Source organism: Indibacter alkaliphilus LW1 (genome assembly GCF_000295935.2).
In the GTDB taxonomy this organism is placed as follows: Bacteria; Bacteroidota; Bacteroidia; order Cytophagales; family Cyclobacteriaceae; genus Indibacter; species Indibacter alkaliphilus.
Genome location: NZ_ALWO02000012.1, coordinates 1 through 17,721, shown reverse-complemented (window position 1 = coordinate 17,721; position 17,721 = coordinate 1). Strand labels below are relative to the sequence as shown.

At 40.2% G+C, this 17,721-nt stretch carries 18 protein-coding genes; 13 read left to right on the top strand and 5 right to left on the bottom strand.

The window, feature by feature from the left end:
• Window positions 1–3 precede the first annotated feature (3 nt).
• From A33Q_RS02540 to A33Q_RS02525, 4 genes are all read left to right on the top strand, one after another.
• Window positions 4–1,140, top strand: coding sequence for a glycosyltransferase (locus tag A33Q_RS02540; protein ID WP_016254530.1), 1,137 nt, complete (start codon window positions 4–6; stop codon window positions 1,138–1,140).
• Window positions 1,131–1,742 carry an RNA polymerase sigma factor gene (locus tag A33Q_RS02535; RefSeq protein ID WP_009036179.1) on the top strand — a complete coding sequence of 204 codons (612 nt, stop codon included), beginning with the start codon at window positions 1,131–1,133 and terminating at the stop codon, window positions 1,740–1,742. The genes A33Q_RS02540 and A33Q_RS02535 overlap by 10 nt, the downstream gene beginning before the upstream one ends.
• Before the next feature lie 416 nt (window positions 1,743–2,158).
• Window positions 2,159–2,308: a hypothetical protein gene (locus A33Q_RS22050; RefSeq protein WP_160169329.1), complete on the top strand. Its 150-nt coding sequence runs from the start codon at window positions 2,159–2,161 to the stop codon at window positions 2,306–2,308.
• Between the two features lie 261 nt (window positions 2,309–2,569).
• Entirely contained in the window at window positions 2,570–3,559 is a 990-nt protein-coding gene (locus A33Q_RS02525) for a hypothetical protein (protein ID WP_152527371.1), read from the top strand.
• Between the two features lie 122 nt (window positions 3,560–3,681).
• On the opposite strand, the gene nadD is transcribed toward A33Q_RS02525, so the two are convergent.
• From nadD to A33Q_RS02505, 4 genes are all read right to left on the bottom strand, one after another.
• Window positions 3,682–4,248, bottom strand: a complete 567-nt coding sequence (gene nadD / locus A33Q_RS02520) for a nicotinate (nicotinamide) nucleotide adenylyltransferase (protein WP_009036425.1) — start codon at window positions 4,246–4,248, stop codon at window positions 3,682–3,684.
• Window positions 4,249–4,261: 13 nt separating this feature from the next.
• Entirely contained in the window at window positions 4,262–4,834 is a 573-nt protein-coding gene (gmk, locus tag A33Q_RS02515; protein ID WP_009036424.1) for a guanylate kinase, read from the bottom strand.
• A gap of 4 nt (window positions 4,835–4,838) precedes the next feature.
• Entirely contained in the window at window positions 4,839–5,111 is a 273-nt protein-coding gene (locus A33Q_RS02510) for a mycothiol system anti-sigma-R factor (protein ID WP_009036423.1), read from the bottom strand.
• Between the two features lie 77 nt (window positions 5,112–5,188).
• Window positions 5,189–5,782, bottom strand: coding sequence for a sigma-70 family RNA polymerase sigma factor (locus A33Q_RS02505; RefSeq protein WP_009036422.1), 594 nt, complete (start codon window positions 5,780–5,782; stop codon window positions 5,189–5,191).
• Between the two features lie 118 nt (window positions 5,783–5,900).
• Between A33Q_RS02505 and A33Q_RS02500 the strand changes: the two genes are divergently transcribed.
• From A33Q_RS02500 to murA, 4 genes are all read left to right on the top strand, one after another.
• Window positions 5,901–6,749 carry a lysophospholipid acyltransferase family protein gene (locus A33Q_RS02500; RefSeq protein WP_009036421.1) on the top strand — a complete coding sequence of 283 codons (849 nt, stop codon included), beginning with the start codon at window positions 5,901–5,903 and terminating at the stop codon, window positions 6,747–6,749.
• Window positions 6,750–6,886: 137 nt separating this feature from the next.
• Window positions 6,887–9,142 (top strand): ATP-dependent helicase, encoded by a 2,256-nt coding sequence (locus A33Q_RS02495; protein ID WP_009036420.1) that lies wholly within the window; start codon window positions 6,887–6,889, stop codon window positions 9,140–9,142.
• Window positions 9,143–9,198: 56 nt separating this feature from the next.
• Window positions 9,199–9,864, top strand: coding sequence for a DUF4290 domain-containing protein (locus tag A33Q_RS02490; protein ID WP_040489730.1), 666 nt, complete (start codon window positions 9,199–9,201; stop codon window positions 9,862–9,864).
• Window positions 9,865–11,172: a UDP-N-acetylglucosamine 1-carboxyvinyltransferase gene (gene murA, locus A33Q_RS02485; RefSeq protein WP_009036418.1), complete on the top strand. Its 1,308-nt coding sequence runs from the start codon at window positions 9,865–9,867 to the stop codon at window positions 11,170–11,172. It begins immediately after the preceding gene.
• A 101-nt stretch (window positions 11,173–11,273) separates the two neighbouring features.
• On the opposite strand, the gene A33Q_RS02480 is transcribed toward murA, so the two are convergent.
• Window positions 11,274–12,398: a hypothetical protein gene (locus A33Q_RS02480; protein ID WP_009036417.1), complete on the bottom strand. Its 1,125-nt coding sequence runs from the start codon at window positions 12,396–12,398 to the stop codon at window positions 11,274–11,276.
• A gap of 632 nt (window positions 12,399–13,030) precedes the next feature.
• Here A33Q_RS02480 and A33Q_RS02475 point away from each other — a divergent pair.
• The 5 genes from A33Q_RS02475 to A33Q_RS02455 all read left to right on the top strand — a co-directional run bounded on the left by A33Q_RS02475 (window position 13,031) and on the right by A33Q_RS02455 (window position 17,353).
• The gene (locus tag A33Q_RS02475; protein WP_009036416.1) at window positions 13,031–14,746 is read left to right on the top strand and encodes an IlvD/Edd family dehydratase; all 1,716 of its coding nucleotides are present in this window, start codon (window positions 13,031–13,033) and stop codon (window positions 14,744–14,746) included.
• Window positions 14,747–14,756: 10 nt separating this feature from the next.
• Window positions 14,757–15,509, top strand: a complete 753-nt coding sequence (locus tag A33Q_RS02470; RefSeq protein WP_009036415.1) for an SDR family NAD(P)-dependent oxidoreductase — start codon at window positions 14,757–14,759, stop codon at window positions 15,507–15,509.
• Window positions 15,510–15,519: 10 nt separating this feature from the next.
• Window positions 15,520–15,963, top strand: coding sequence for a DinB family protein (locus A33Q_RS02465; RefSeq protein ID WP_016254528.1), 444 nt, complete (start codon window positions 15,520–15,522; stop codon window positions 15,961–15,963).
• Window positions 15,960–16,622 carry an acetoacetate decarboxylase family protein gene (locus tag A33Q_RS02460; RefSeq protein ID WP_009036413.1) on the top strand — a complete coding sequence of 221 codons (663 nt, stop codon included), beginning with the start codon at window positions 15,960–15,962 and terminating at the stop codon, window positions 16,620–16,622. Before A33Q_RS02465 ends, A33Q_RS02460 begins: the two co-directional genes overlap by 4 nt.
• Before the next feature lie 86 nt (window positions 16,623–16,708).
• A complete protein-coding gene (locus A33Q_RS02455; protein WP_016254527.1) occupies window positions 16,709–17,353 on the top strand; it encodes a hypothetical protein in 645 nt (214 codons plus the stop codon).
• Window positions 17,354–17,721: the final 368 nt, after the last annotated feature.

Sequence of the window (17,721 nt, the reverse complement as noted above, 5' to 3'; positions counted from 1 at the left end):
GGGATGTTAATAGATATTTTGTGGATTGTATTTTTACTTGCACTTGGGGTGCAGCTGTTTTATATCCTGATCATATTTGGCCGTATTTCTTTTTTTTACCGAAATAAAATTTCCCCGAGTCAGGAAAATCAGGAGGGGGTAACCGTTATCGTATCTGCCCACAACGAAAAGGAAAATCTCAAGAAACTCATCCCTGCTCTTTGTAAGCAAGATTATCCGAATTTTGATGTGATGATCATCAATGACAGATCTAATGATGGGACCAAGTCCTTATTGGAAGAAATGATGTCCAAATATCCAAAACTGAGGACAGTAACTATCAAATACACTCCCGACCATGTCACTTCTAAAAAATATGCCTTGACTCTTGGTATCAAAGTAGCCAAAAATGACGTCCTGTTATTGACAGATGCAGACTGCCTGCCCTGCTCCGACAATTGGATCACTTTAATGACCGCTCCAATAAGAGATCAGGGTAAAGCATTTGCATTGGGTTTTTCTCAATATAGTAAAGGAAAGGGCATGCTAAACAGCTGGATACAATTCGAAACCCTGTGGACAGGCTTGCAGTATATTTCCTTTGCGCTATGGAAATCACCCTTTATGGGAGTGGGAAGAAACCTGAGCTATAGAAAAAGTTTCTTTATGGAAAAAAAGGCATTCAAAGGGTTGTGGCATATTGACTGTGGGGATGATGACCTATTTATTAATCTGTATGCAACAGGCAAAAACACTGCGGTGGTGGTAGATCCCCAAAGTATTACCATCTCCAATCCCAAAACCAGTTGGAAGTCGTATTTCAGACAGAAAAAGCGACACTTCCATGCCGGAAAATATTATAAGTCAGGCGATAAGCAAAAAATAGGAATGTATTCATTTACCCACCTTTTATTCTGGTCTGTTGGTATTTCTTTACTGATATTGATGGGTAAGGAGCAAAATTGGGAACATTTTGCGATGATTTTAGGTATAATTATTGCCCGTTCTTTATTGCTCACGTCAGTTTTCGCTTCTGCCAGAAAAAAACTCGAGGGAAAGTCAAACATGTTCTGGGCAGGTTTCTTCGACCTTATGTATATCGCTTACTTTTGGATCGTCGGAGCATTTGGGTACCAATCAAAGAAAGTTAGATGGAAATAAATAAAAGAGGATTTTCTACAAAGGCATTAGAGGACTTTGACCTGATTGATAAGGCTGTTATCGAAAAGGATCAGCAGGCCTATGCTACTTTGATGAAGCGTTATAAGAAGGCTGTATATTTTATGATTCTTAAAATGATACGGGATGCCGATGATGCCGAAGACCTCACTATGGAAGCTTTTGCAAAAGCTTTCAAAAACCTGCACCGCTTTAAAAAAGATTATACTTTCAGTACCTGGCTATTCAGAATAGCCACCAACAATACCATTGATTTTATCAGAAAAAAGAAACTCAAAACCATGAGCCTCAATACCACATTGAGTGATGATGGTGGCAATGCTGTCACGATAGATGTGGAAGATGGTGACAACAATCCCCAAGATGAGTTTATCAAGTCCCAAAGGATTGAAATGGTAAGGATATTTGTAGACAAATTACCTGACAAATACCGAAGATTGGTAGAGCTCAGATATTTCCAGGAACTGTCTTATGAAGAGATTGCTCAAGAGCTCGAAAAACCACTTGGAACCGTCAAGGCACAACTTCATAGATCAAGAGAGCTTTTGTCCGAAATTGCAGAGGGAAAGAAGAAACATATCTAATCGATTAGCTGCACAATTAAAATGGTTGTAAAAAACAAACACTAAATCTACAGCCTCCTATCTGGAATTATTCTTCAACTTTGTCATTAAAATAAACGAGCATTTTTATTGATTTCATTTGCAAATTTAAAATTACAAAAAACATATTATTTTATTTACCTAAATACAACTTAGTATTAATTAAAAATATACTTTAATATAATTAATACCATATATACTAGCTTAAAAATGATTTTTTATTTTTTCTATTGCACAATAACAATAATATACTTGCACTATTAGTACTAACCACTAAATTTTAAAAACTATGAAAAAATTAATTTATTCATCATCTATTTTAATGCTACTGATTTTCAGCAACATTACACCTTATGCCGTGTTAGCTCAGGATCAAGGATTGCCAGGCACAAGCTATTATGTCACCTACGAAAGATGCGGAGCTGATGGACCAATCGTTGTTAAATGCAGGTTTTCAGGGGGTGATCCTTGTAGTGCAGGAGACCAAGAACCTTGTCCTTAAATCACACATGTGTGACTTCCTCACGGAAGTCACACTTTTTAAATAATGTGCTTAATTTTCGCATCTTCCTCTTAAAAAAAGAGCTTAAAATTTTAAAAAAAGCTGAATACCTAATGTTCACTATTTCAAGGTTACACAATTATAGCTTTTATCAAATTCAAAATGGTCAATGGAAAAAGCCTCCAAATCCGATAAAAACATGATGAAGAAAATTTTAACCTGTTTAATATCCTATTCTTTGTTTTTTTCATGCAATAATCCGCAAAATAAAATTCCAGAAATAAATGTTTATGAAAGCTTCCAAGAAATGAACCTTTCAAAAATCGGGGAAAGTACAAAAATTTTAAGGCTGAAAACTTCACAACCCATCCATACTCCCACGGATATTTTAGTGACCCAATCTAATATTTATCTTTTCGACCAAAACCACTCTGGCAATCTATGGCAATTTGATTTAAATGGAAACCTTTTGAATAAAAAGGGATTTTTTGGAGACCAAATGATTCCCCTCAATGGAATTACCAATTTCTTTGTCCATAGGGATTCACTTTTCCTTGCCATCAATGGTGAATCTATTTTTGCTTTCGACGATAACTTAAATCCATTTTTCTTAAAAAAACTACCGAATAAAGCCGGATTTATTCAGAAAGCTGGAAAAGAATATTTGATGTATAACAATAATCTGTCCCCAGAAATACCTTTTCAGGTTTTCTATTTGGATTCTAACGGGACCATTAGTAATTCCATCCCTATAGCCCCGAAAAATTTCACCCCTTATTTCAAGGTTTATTCCCCATTTGCTATTCAAAAGGGGAAAACTTTAACTTCTTTTCCATTCAACGATACACTTTACTTGGCTACTGAAGATTTTACTTTCAAACCTTTTTCAAAGGTGAACTTTGGAAAAAGGAAAATCCCTTATGATTTTTTTGCCAATGTAGAAAATGGATATCAATTCTATGAAAAGCTATCAGCCAGTGATACCTATTCATTGCATGAAGGCTTGTACTTTGGAAAAGAAGATCAACTGATAGCCAGCGTTTTTCATGCATTGCATTATTACCCCTTGGTTATAGATCTAAATTCTTCCAAAGCACAAATGATTTCCTATTTTTCGGATGATATGACCACGGGTTTAAAAGTCAGGAATAAAAGTTTTGCTGATCAAAAGCAGATAGTTTTTGGAGTTTCCGGAGAAACAATTCAAGAACAATTCGATGGCTTAAATAAAGAATTCAGTAACACTTTACCTTCTGATTACCACGATTATTATTATTTACTAATAGTCGAACTCTAAATTATTTAGCAAAATGCAGGTGAAGACTCCGATACTACTTTATTTTATGGTCGATTATAAAATGATCAAATAAAGAAATCCACATCTTAAAGGTTTGCAGAGATCAAAGTCCAAATAAACCTTTAAATAAAAAGCTTTTTGTCCCTGATGTACTCCTCTACCGCTGTGGGAATTAAATATTTCACGGATTTACCCTTACGTATGGTTTTTCTGATAAAAGTTGCTGAAATATCCATCAAAGGAGCTTCTACAAAGCGGACCTTAGGGTGCTCAAAGTCAGGATTGCTTCCCGGTCTGGGGTAGACATATAATCCGTAGTTTTCCAGTATGGCTTCATGATTTTTCCACTTATGAAAATGGCTGAGGTTATCCCCTCCCACAATCAATTTAAACTCGTGCTGGGGATGCTTGTCTGCCAAATAGGCCAAAGTGTCTACAGTATAGCTGGGCCGGGGCATATGAAACTCCACATCGGTTACCTTAAAATAAAAATGATCGGCGATGGCGAGCTCTACCATCTTGTGCCGATCAAATTCATGAAGCAATGTCTTTTGTTTTTTAAAAGGATTTTGTGGGCTTACCACAAACCAGACCTCATCTAAGTCCGTCTGATTCTGCATCACGTTGGCTATTATCAAATGACCTACATGAATAGGATTAAAAGATCCAAAAAATAAGCCTATTTTCAAAGCAAATGGGGTTTTATTTGGAAAGGAAATCTCCTACCAGTTTTTCAGCAGTCTGGAAGGATTTCTGCATATCGTCATTGAGTATGGTCACGTCAAACTGATCTTCAAATGTAGCCTCAAACTTGGCTTTATACAATCGCCTGGAGAGACTTTCTTCCGTCTCTGTTCCTCTGTCCTTTAACCTTTCTTTGAGCACATCAAGAGATGGTACTTTCACATAGATTGCCAATGCTTTTTCACCGAAATAATTTTTCAGGTTAACACCGCCTTTGACATCCACATCGAATATCACATGCTTGCCTTCATCCCAGAGCCTTTGAATCTCTTCTTTGAGTGTGCCGTAAAAGTTACCTTCATAGACTTCCTCCCACTCTATAAATGCGTTAGTATCTATTTTCTGCTTGAATTCTTCGGGCGACAAGAAGTAGTAATCCTTTCCGTTTTGTTCTGTTCTTCCCCTCTTATCACGCGTGGAGGCCGAAATAGAAAAACCTAAACTTGGAAATTGTTTGATTAAATGTTTGACAATGGTAGTTTTTCCCGAACCGGATGGGGCTGAAAAAATAATGGCTTTACCTGAGGACATGAGCTTACTTTAATTCCTGTATTTTTTCTCTGATATTGGCTACAAGTTCCGCGGGGGTGCTTTGCTTGGTGCATTTGGTTTTCAATACTTCCCTGATTGCCTGCTCCAGATGATAATGCTGAAAGCAAGGTGCGCATTTGGCTAGCTTCTCATCTATGACTTCTTTGGAGTTGGCAGTGTGTTCTCCATCCAAAATACTCTCCAAAAGCTGAAAGCACTTACTGACATCCTCACAGGATAATTTTTTTTCTCCGGACGCTGCTGACTTCTTATCCATTATTCAAATTTAATTTACGCTTACTTTTACTCTTCATTTTATGTTTCGAAAATGAAATACTCCCCTCAGAAGCCTTTTCATTCATCCTCATCAGTCTTGTAACCCATGTTCTGTGCATAGGAACGCAGTTTGTCTTTTAATAAGTTCCTGGCTCTGTGCAATCTTGACCTGACAGTCCCTATTGGAATGTCCAGAATCTTGGCCATTTCCTCATAAGTAAATCCTTCCAGGTCACATAGAATAATCACGGTACGAAAATCTACAGCCAAACTATTGAGGGCATTGGAAATCTCATCTCCAATCATGTCTTTCACCGCATCTACCCTCAGGTCTGTAGTGATACTATAATCAACATCCTCAGAGTTGTAATAAGTTTCAACATCTTGGTAATCAACCTTTGCCGGCTGCTTACTTTTCTTTCGGTAATCGTTGATAAAGGAGTTTTTCAAGATTCTGAATAGCCAGGCTTTGGCGTTGGTACCCTGTTCAAAAGAATTGATAAACCTATATGCCTTGAGATAGGTGTCCTGCACCAAATCCTTGGCATCATCTTCATCAAAGGTGAGCCTGTACGCAAAATTGTACATAGAATCTATGTGTGGCATAAATTCATTATCGAAGATATTGTTCTTTTCCTGATCGGAATATTTTTTTCTTTGCACCTCAGACATAAGTTCCAAAAGTAATCAATGGGTGAATTTATCACTAATTTTTTTGAATAAAGTCAAGGCTTTTGGCTTATTTTGGCCTTTTGTACCTGACTGCCTAATAATATAGCGCTAAGCCTACATGTTTGTTTTCAAAGCCATTTCTTTTCTACCTCTTTGGGTGCTTTACCTCATGACAGATTTCCTGTTTTTAATTGGGTATTACCTCATTGGCTATAGGAAAAAAATAATCCTGAATAACCTCAGGCATGCTTTTCCGGAGAAATCCGAAAAGGAAGTCAGAAGTATTGCACGCAAGTTTTTCAGGAACCTCACTGATTCTTTTGCCGAGATCATTAAATCTTATTCCATTACTCCGCAAGAGCTGGATAAAAGAGTAAAAATCATCAACCATCACCTCGTGACTGAATCGATAGAGAAAAATCAGGTGATCATAGGCTTGCAGGGGCATTTTTTTAACTGGGAGTGGCACCTGCTTCAAATGACGGCCAATATTGAAAAGAGGTGTGACGTGGTGTATGCCAAAGTCAGCAACCCTTTTTTCGAAAAGCTGATGATGTCAATCAGGACCAGATTTGGGGTGACCATGGTTGAAAAAGAGGCTTTCCAACGTGATTTTTTGAGAAAAAGAAATCAACCCAGATTAATAGTACTCGCCGCTGATCAGAGGCCAGGAAACAGGGATATCCGGTATTGGACTCCTTTTATGAATCGTGATACTGCATTCTTTGAGGGAGCGGAAAAGCTGGCCAAACGCTTTTCCCATCCGGTAATCTATTCCTCTGTCAGCAAACCGAAGAGAGGACACTATGTATTTACTTATGAAATGATGGACCAGCCGCCTTACGAAGGGAAGCCGGAACACAGCATCACTGACCGCTTTATAGCGCTTCTGGAAGACAATATCCGAAAAAAACCCGAAATCTACCTTTGGAGTCACAATCGCTGGAAGTGGAAGAAGGGAACCTAAGGGCTCAACTTTAATTCTTATACCAACCAAGACTTTTACCGTTTCAGAATTCTGTAAACAGATTTATATTTTTTCCATCATATCTCTCTCATCCACCCAAATTCCCTAAATTTGAACTTTGTTGGTAAATTAAGCGCATGGAGTACCTAAAAGGATTAAATCCCCCCCAAAGAGAAGCAGTAGAACATACAGACGGACCGGTAATGATCATTGCAGGTGCAGGATCCGGCAAGACCAGGGTCCTCACTTACAGAATCGCCCACCTGATACATGCCAAAGGCATAGACCCTTTCAACATCCTGTCCTTGACCTTCACCAACAAGGCGGCTGCTGAAATGAAACACAGGATTGAACAGCTCATTGGATTGGAAGCCAGAAATACCTGGATGGGAACCTTCCACTCTACTTTTGCCAAAATACTTAGGGTGGAAGCCGACAAGCTCGGATACCCATCCAATTTTTCGATTTATGATACTGACGACAGCAAGTCTCTGATCCGGAGCATAGTCAAAGAAATGAGACTGGACGATAAAGTCTATAAGGCCAACACTGTGCTTTCACGTATTTCCGGTGCCAAAAACCGGCTGATCGGATGGGAAACTTACCTGAATGATCCCTATATCAAAGCAGATGATGAAACTGCTATGAAACCCAAAATGGGTGAAATCTACAAAAACTACCAGAAAAGATTATTCCGCTCCGGTGCTATGGATTTTGACGACTTACTTTTCAATACCAATGTGCTATTTAGGGATCACCTTGATGTGCTGAACAAATACCAGCAAAGATTCAAATATGTCATGGTGGATGAGTTTCAGGATACTAACCTTTCTCAATACCTGATCACCAAAAAACTGGCTTCTGTTCACCAAAACATTTGCGTGGTAGGTGATGATGCTCAGAGTATTTATGCTTTTCGGGGAGCTGATATACAGAATATCCTCAATTTCGAAAAAGATTATCCGGATCTCTTTGTAGTCAAACTAGAGCAAAATTACCGCTCCACCAAAAATATCGTACATGCTGCCAATAGCATCATTGCCAAAAACAAAGCACAGCTCAAAAAAGAAGTCTGGACTCAAAATCAGCAAGGAGACCTGATCGAATTGATCAAAGCCAGCTCAGACAACGAGGAGGGGCGAATGGTGGCCACTACCATTTTTGAAGAAAAAAATAATAAAAAACTCAACAACAGCGATTTTGCTGTGTTGTATCGCACCAACTCCCAGTCCAGGTCTATAGAAGAGGCCTTGAGAAAAATGAGCATTACCTACAAAATTGTGGGCGGTCTTTCATTTTACCAAAGAAAAGAAATCAAGGACCTGATGGCTTATATGCGCTTTGTAGTCAACAGAGAGGATGAAGAGGCTTTTAAAAGAATTATCAATTATCCCAAAAGAGGAATTGGGGATACTTCTGTGGAAAAAATGATGGTAGCCGCCTATGAACATGATATCCCTCTTTGGGAAGTAATGACCAATGCCGCCAGTTTTCTCCCTGGCAGAGCAGCCAATTCAGTGGAAGATTTCAGCACTTTGATCAAAAGCTTCGCCATCGAGGTAGAAAGGAAAGACGCCTATGATGCTGCAAGTTCTATTGCCAAACAGTCGGGACTGCTCCGGGAATTGTACGAGGACAAGACAATAGAAGGTCTCAACAGATACGAAAACGTTCAGGAATTGCTGAATGCCATCAAGGAATATGTAGACAATCCGGAAAATGAGGATAAGAGTCTGGGAGCATTTCTGCAGGAAATTGCCTTACTTACTGACAACGATAGAGACAAGGACACCACTGATGCAGTGACCTTGATGACCATTCACTCCTCCAAGGGACTTGAATTTAAACAGGTTTTTGTGGTAGGCATGGAGGAAGATCTGTTTCCTTCCCAAATGATGATGCAGAGCCGGGAAGATTTGGAAGAAGAAAGAAGATTGTTTTACGTTGCCACCACCAGGGCCATGGAAAGACTGTACCTGACTTATGCACTGACGAGGTATCGTTTTGGCAGACTCCTCAATTGTGAACCCAGCCGGTTCTTGGAAGAAGTTGATCCGGATTGCATCAAGGTCAACAAAAGAATATCCAGTGCACTTTCAAGTAGCTTTAGAAGTGATACCAGTGAAGGAAGGTCCGGGTTTGTTGGAATTAAGCGGCCCAATATCCGGCCTGCGACAACAGCAAAAGTACATACCCCTAGCCCTGACTTCAAGCCTTCCAATACCAACAACCTGGCTGTCGGCATGAAAGTTGAGCACCCCAAATTTGGCTTTGGAACAGTAAATAAAATAGAAATAGAAGGAATCAACAGAAAAGCCAGCATTGCCTTTGATAATTTTGGAGAAAAGACTTTATTACTTAGCTTTGCGAAGCTTCGCATAGTAGAAGAATAGGCCTACATCCATTTTTATTTTTAAAATTTCGTTTGGCCGAAAAAAAGAAATACCCCATGGAAAATACAGAAAGCAACAACTATTCAGTCACTTTGAAAGAATACGGAAAAAATATTCAAAGACTGGCCATCCATATCTCAGAAATAGAAGATCGGGAAAAACGCACCCAAAGTGCATATACTTTGGTAGAGTTGGTCAAACAATTAAACCCTCAAATGAGGGCAGAAAACGACCAGAAAATATGGGATGATCTGCACATCATGTCTGGTTTCAAATTGGAAGTGGATGGACCCTACCCAAAGCCAGAAGAGGATCTCTTGTTCAGAAAACCAAAAATCGTAGGTTACCCCAAAGGAGAAATCAGATTTAAACACTATGGCCGAAATATTGAAAAACTCATCGAAAAGGCCATTGAAATAAAAGACGACGAAGAGCAAGAAACTGCTATTATCTATATCGGACAATTGATGAGGAGCTTCCATTCAACCTGGAACAGGGATAATTTTGATGATAGGATCATCCTGGATGATATCAAAACCCTTTCCAAAGGAAAGCTTCACATTGACTTGGAAAAAGTCAAAGAAATGGGACTTTTTGAAACCAACACCAGAAGAGATTTTAAGCTACCTTCCGAACCTGAATCTTCATCTAGTAACAACCGAAGAAAGTACGGTAACAACGACAGAAGAAGAAACGGCGGACATTCTAAAAAAAGAAGATAAATGGCATCATTCAGAGTGAAAGGAGGCTTAAAGCTCAAAGGGGAAATCACCCCACAGGGAGCTAAAAATGAAGCCTTGCAGATACTTTGTGCAGTATTACTGACTGCTCAAAAAGTAACCATCCACAAAATTCCCAATATCCGTGACGTAAATAAACTGATCGAACTTTTAGGTGAGATGGGAGTAAGAGTCGAAAAATTGGGCCCTGAATCCTATTCTTTTCAGGCCGATGCGATCAAGCTTGATTACTTGGAGACCAAAGACTTTTTGATCAAAGCCTCGTCGCTAAGAGGCTCGGTAATGATTTTGGGACCATTGTTGGCCAGGTTTGGCACAGGAAGGTTATCCAAGCCAGGAGGGGATAAAATAGGTCGTAGAAGAATGGACACCCACTTTACAGGTTTTCAAAAGCTGGGCGCCGAATTCCACTATGACAAGAAAAAAGAGATTTACCACATAGATGGCAAAAACCTAAAAGGGGCTTACATGCTATTGGATGAAGCTTCTGTGACAGGAACGGCCAATATCCTAATGGCCGCAGTAATGGCCGAAGGAAAAACCACCATCTACAATGCAGCATGCGAACCTTACCTGCAGCAGCTTTGTGATATGCTGAACAGGATGGGGGCTAAAATCACCGGTGTAGGATCCAACCTTCTTCATGTAGAAGGAGTGAAGGAACTGAAGGGGACCGATCACACTCTTTTGCCCGATATGATTGAAATCGGCTCCTTCATAGGCATGGCCGCTATGACCCAATCTGAAATCACCATCAAAGATGCCCAAATCCACCGATTGGGAATCATTCCTGAAACTTTCAAAAGGATGGGTATCAAGATGGAGTTTAGAGGAGATGACATTTTTATTCCTGCGCAGAAACATTATGAAATCGAAACTTTCATAGACGGCTCCATTCTGACTATCGCCGATGCGATATGGCCAGGGTTTACTCCGGATCTATTGAGTATAGTACTGGTGACTGCTACTCAGGCAAAAGGAACTGTTTTGGTACATCAAAAGATGTTTGAAAGCAGGCTTTTCTTCGTGGATAAGTTGATAGATATGGGTGCCCAGATCATTCTTTGTGACCCACATAGGGCAACTGTCATCGGTCTGGACAGAAAATATCCATTACGAGGCATCAGAATGACTTCTCCTGATATTAGGGCAGGTGTTTCATTATTGATTGCAGCCATGTCTGCTGAAGGCACCTCGGTGATTGACAATATTGAGCAGATTGACAGGGGGTATCAGTATATAGACCAAAGACTGAATGCTTTGGGGGCGGATATTGTGAGGGTGGATTGAGGAATTTAGAATTGGGATAATGAGGTGAAAAATTCATAAAGTTAAACCTCACCGAACAAATCAAAAAAAAGAGGCCTGAATTTTAGTTCAGGCCTCTTTTTTTATTTTTTTGGAGTGAAAAACTTATCCAATGGTTTATAAAAACCCCCACAGTTATTGTAATGGGAATCAGTACATGCTGAAGCGACAAAAACCGTTGAATTGTCCAAAAGTTGAATGGAAGAAATATAAGCTCTTTCCAAACCTGTATTGTCAAGTTCAGTGAAAAGGATGGAGTCTTCAGTTAAATCTACTAGATATAGGGCATCCGCATTGTAAAAAATAAGCTTGCCATCAATAGTGGCTAGGCCTGTTCCTATCCACATCAATTGGGAGACAAGAGGTGACCGATCATTTTCGTAGGTTCGGATCAAGGCACTGTTCTTCCCTGACAAATCTGATTTAAACACCTGAAATGGAAATCTATCTACATATTCTGAGGCGAAAGTGACAATCTCATTTCCTACTTGGACTGATTTGGTATATTGGTCAAATCTCAAATCTATGTTTCCAAATTCATCTATATCAAAAGTTTTTCCCTCAATAGTTACCCTGATAAAGTCATCAAAAGTACGTATCCATCTAATAGCCGAACTACCTGCCAAATATTCTTCCTTCAAAAATTTCTGATCTAGGATCTTTACTTTCCCTCCTTCCACACTTGTTTTCAACCACAAAAAATCGGGATTATTTTTCTGTCTTTCTCCTTCTTTTGAGAGATATGGTATAAGAACGTTTCCTTTAGCGTCAATACTTAACTGATCTCCTACTCCCAACCCAATTTGGGGGAAGCGTAAAAATTCAGGATCTAACTGACGAAGGTTGATTTTTAGAGCTTCTTTTTCACTTGAATTACCGGTTGGAAGTAAGGAAATTTCTGAGGGATTAAGAGCGACCATTAATTTGTCAGAAATCGGTAACCTGTAGGGAAAAGAGCTTTGCATGAAAAGGGACAAATCCACAAAGTCGTTAGGGCCTTGCAGAGTCGCCTCCGGATAAATTCGGGAAGGCGATGCCACATATAATTCACCATTGATAACTTTAGCATTAAAAATTCCCTCTTCAATCCCTATTGCCTTTTCCCAGATCACTGGGCTTTCTGGTATTGGATCTTTTGGATCACAGGAAAGTACGGCCAAAAGACTAAGGGCTGTAGAAAAACTTGAAAAACGTGCCTTAATTTTCATAAAGATTAAAGTTTAGTTTAAATACTATCTAAAACTAATGATTTTTTCCAAAAAAAACACTTAAGCATCAATAGATTACCAAATGTTTTTACAAAACCGATATTGGGAATTTTAAAAACTAGTCAATTAAGACCCCATTTCCACCAATACCACATATATTATTTTTTGAACTTAAAATTTAAATCTTCAATTTTCATAAGTAATTCATATTTTCTCCCGCCCTCGACACTAGATCACACAAAACCAAAACGCAAAAACCGACAAATATTAAATGTCGGTTATTTATAAAAAAAGAGAAAGGGGGCCTTCGAAGTTAGGGATTAATAATTTACCACAAAAGGGAACAAAAGTCACAAAAGTAATCTGAGAAGAGTTTTTTGTTTTCTTTTGTCACTTTTCCCGATTTTCAGGACAGGTTATGTTTTCAAATAAAATTTATAAGAAGATTATGGCCTCCAATTGAAAAATCAACTAAGAACTCATAATGAATACGAGTTGTAACTCAAATCCATTATTCGCCTGAACCATATCCATTGATTTTCCCATTCCTCACATTTTTATTCTTCTTTTCCGTTTACTCATAAAGATTTCCTAAATTCCTTTCTTAGTCAATTTACTCAAACCTAAACACTATGAAAAAGAAATTAAGGAGTCAGGAATGGTATGGAAGGACCGGTAAGGACGGTTTTATTTATCGTTCCTGGATGAAAAACCAAGGCCTGCCCCATCATCTTTTTGAAGGCGAAAAACCTGTCATCGGGATCTGCAATACCTACTCCGAACTCACGCCATGCAATGCCCACTTCCGCGATCTCGCAGAAGCAGTCAAAAGAGGCGTTTGGGAAGCAGGAGGATTTCCACTTGAATTTCCCGTGATGTCATTGGGAGAATGCTCCATAAAACCCACCGCCATGCTTTTCAGAAATCTGGCCAGTATGGATGTGGAAGAAAGCATACGTGCCAACCCTATGGACGGGGTCATCCTAATGTGCGGATGCGATAAGACCACCCCTTCATTGGTCATGGGAGCAGCTTCGGTGGACCTACCCAGTCTAGTCCTATCTGGAGGACCGATGTTGGTGGGTCGGTTTAAGGGCAAAAAAATAGGCACCTCCGATGTATGGAGATTTGCAGAAGACTTTAAGACCGGAAAACTTTCCCAAGAAGATTTTATCGAAGCGGAAGCGGCCATGTCCAGATCAGTTGGACATTGCGCTCCAATGGGAACGGCCTCCACCATGGCTGCCATGGTAGAATCTCTTGGATTGGCATTGCCGGACAATGCCACCATTCCTGCTGCCGATTCCAGAAGAAAGGTAATGGCCCACCTTGCCGGCATGCGGATAGTGGAAATGGTCAAAGAAGACCTGAAAATGAGCAAAATCCTCAGCAGGCAGGCTTTTGAAAATGCCATTATGGTCAATGCTGCCATCGGCGGCTCTACCAATTTTATCCTTCACCTCACCGCAATTGCCAAAAGGATCGGTGTGGACCTTGACCTTACCGATTTTGACCATTTCTCTGCCAAGATCCCTTTGATAGCCAATGTACAGCCATCGGGTGAGCATTGGGTGGAAGACTTGTTTTATGCAGGAGGAATGCCTGCAGTGATGAAAGAAATCCAAAAGCATCTCAATAGGGACTGCATCACAGTAAATGGTAAAACACTAGGTGAAAACATCGCCAATGCCGAATGTTACGACAGGAATTTGATAGGTACACTCGAAAAACCCATCAAACCCGAATCAGGTATTGCTGTTCTCAAAGGAAATCTTTGCCCAAATGGTGCAGTCATCAAACCCTCAGCTGCCAGCCCTCACCTGCTCACACATACCGGTAAGGCCATAGTTTTTGAAGACATTGATGACTACAAAGCCAAAATTGACAATGAAGCTCTGGAAGTGGATGAGAATTCTGTTTTGGTAATGAAAAATGTAGGCCCAAAAGGCTATCCGGGAATGCCGGAAGTAGGCAACATGGGCCTTCCTAAAAAGTTGCTGGACAAGGGTATCAAAGACATGGTAAGGATTTCGGATGGCAGAATGAGCGGAACCGGATATGGCACAGTAGTATTGCACGTATCCCCTGAGTCTGCCATTGGGGGGCCATTGGCTTTGGTCAAAAACGGGGACATGATAAAACTCGATGTACCCAACAGATCCTTGGAGCTCTTGATATCAGAGGAGGAAATGGAAAAAAGGAATTCCTCCTTCAAGCCGCTATCCCTGCCTTATGAGAGGGGATATGTCAACCTTTTTCTTGACAAGGTCAATCAGGCACATGATGGAGTGGATTTTGATTTCCTTCAAGGCTCCTCAGGTTCTGAAGTGAAAAGAGATTCACATTGATCAACATGCTATGCAAAAAGTAGCTATCATCACAGGAGCCGGGCAGGGCATAGGTCTCGAAATCGCCCGGTTCCTTGCCCTCAAGGGCCATCATATCATCCTCAACGACCTGGAGGGTGGCCTGCTGGAAGATGCCCTGGCATTTCTACGGCCCGGAAGTAAAGGGAAAATCCTCGGTATACAGGGAGATTCCGGTGACCGGGATTGTATCCACGAGCTGGTCAACAGGGCCAATTCAGAATTTGGACAGCTGGACATTGCCATAGCCAATGCAGGAATCACTTTATACGGGGACTTTTGGCAATATCAGGAAGATGATTTTATGGAAGTCATGAGGGTGAATACCGGAGGCACTTTCTTTTTGGCACAAGCAGCCGCATCAATCATGAAGACACAGGAATCCGGTGGCTCCCTGCTTTTCACTTCCTCTGTCACTGCACATCAGGCCCATAAAAATCTCGCTGCCTACGGCATGAGTAAGGCAGCCATTGAAATGTTGGCCCGGAATCTTGTAATAGAGCTCTCTGGCCATAAAATCAATGTCAACACCATTGCTCCCGGAGCTACACTGACCAAAAGAACGGCCATGGATGAAGATTATGAAAAAACATGGTCCAAAATCACTCCAATGGGAAGGCCTGCCACTGTCACAGACATTGCCCATGCTGCTGCCTTTCTGGTATCAGAAGAAGCAAGACATATCACAGGACAAAATCTGATTATCGATGGAGGCTGGACCAGTATCAGTCCATCACCTTATTAAATCCAAAGTCATGAAACATTTTCTTGAGGACTTTTTTCAGTACAACCTAAGCTGCAATGAGAAGATTATTCTGATTCTCGAAAAGCACAAAGACCGGGTTTCTGAAAATTGCCTGCGCATTTTTTCCCATATTCTCAATGCCCAGGACATCTGGAACAATCGTATTTTAGGAAAATCCCAACATTACGGGGTTTGGCAAGTACACCCTTTGGACAGCCTGAAGTCCATTAACCAAGCAGTGCATCAGAAAACTTCAGAAATCTTAAGCGAATCAAATTTGGAGCAAATTATTTCTTATAAAACCTCCAAAGGGTTGCAATTCAATGACACCATACAAGACATCATGACGCACATAGTCAATCACGGCACCTACCACCGTGGGCAAGTTGCGATGATGCTCAGGGAAGAAGTCGATGAAGCTGTGTCCACGGATTTTATTTTCCGAAAAAGATGAGTGTACTACAAAAACCCGAAACGCACTTCCCTCCTCCTTGGCAACTGAAAGGAGAAGGAATTATTCTTCTTTACAGGTTTCCCAAAAAATGGATCAATGATCACCCATTGATTCCTCAGTACCTAAAGGGGGAATTTAAAGGAGGGTTTGGCTACCTGATGTTGGTCAACTATTATGATTCAAATGTAGGACCATATAAGGAACTGCTCCTGATCCCTGGAAAATTCAAGCCTGAAAACAGACAAAGCATATCCCACATCATCGTCAACTCAGAAAGTAGTACACAAAACGGCAGGTACAACTGGGGTATTCCCAAAATAACCCTTCCCATTATCTGGGAATCGGAGAAGGGTTTGGATACCATAGGAGTGGGTGAGGAAGATGAACCTCTTTTTTTCTGTAAGATAAGCTATAAAGGAATAACATTCCCTGTCAGCACTAAAATATTACCACTCAAATTGCACCAGCAATGGAACAGAAGATCATTCCATACAGAACCCAGGGGATCAGGCTGGGGGAAATTGGCCAAAATTGAATCTTTGAAAATCAATGGCAAGCGTTTTCCTGACATCAGTCAATTCAAGCCCTTATTTGGAGTAAAAGTAAGCCCTTTTTCCATAGAATTTCCGGCTCCATCTTCTATTACAGAGCTCCAATGAGTTTGATCTTGGCCCTAATTTCTATATCAGAAAAACATTTTCCGCGAAAAAAGCTTACATTCAATAATTACAAAACCACCGAATCCATGAAAAACCTCAGCTATACCTTATTTGTATTGACAGTATGGTTCTGCCTTTCCTGCAGCCAACCTGAAGAAAAAACACTTCCCATGCAAGTGGCGCAAGCCTACGGCATAGAAAATTTTGACAAGCTCAATTCAATTGCCTATACCTGGAACGTACAGGTAGGACCAGACGTCAGGACAAGGGACTGGAAATGGAATATCAAAGACCGCACAGTTTACTATGCGGATTCTGATACAAGTTATACCTATAGCCTTGACCTTCCAAAAGAAGAAATGCCAAAAGCTGATGCAGGATTTATCAACGACAAATATTGGTTGATGTATCCATTCCAGTTGGCTTGGGATTCCGGATACGCTTATGAAGTGGAAGAAGAAGTAAATGCCCCGATATCAGGAGACAAGTCTACCAAATTGACCATAGTGTACAACGAAGAGGACGGTTACACTCCAGGAGATGCGTATGACTTGTATTTGGACAGCAACAAAATGATTAAAGAGTGGGTGTTTCGCAAAGGAAATGGAGATGAAGGAAGACCCTTCACTTGGGAAGCTGAAAAAGATTTCAATGGTGTAACCTTTGCTACTGAACACAAAAATGCGGACGGTGTCAAGTTCATTTGGTTTACCAATATTGAAGTGAATTGAAACCTTGGTATTATCTCATTTCCGATAAAAAATTCATTGTTTTCCCCTTGGGAAGATTCGCATTTTCATTAATAAATTTTGCTAACGCTCCGGCTAAGAAACGTAGGGCTTTCGAAGCGATTATCTGTCCACCGAAACTGAAGTTTGTTAAGTGAACGAAACATTCGAAAAGCCTTATCCGCCCTATGTTTTCTTAGCCATTGTTGTGCCTTCGTGTTTTTTTATTTTTTGAAGTCATTGAAAAATTCAATCAGCTTATCGATTGTGAAATAAGGATTCCGTTGATGTTTTGGTAAATCTGTTTGGACATTGCTTCTCAATGTTTTAGCTCTGACAATGGCAGTTTCTAAATCTTCTTTTAAGATTTC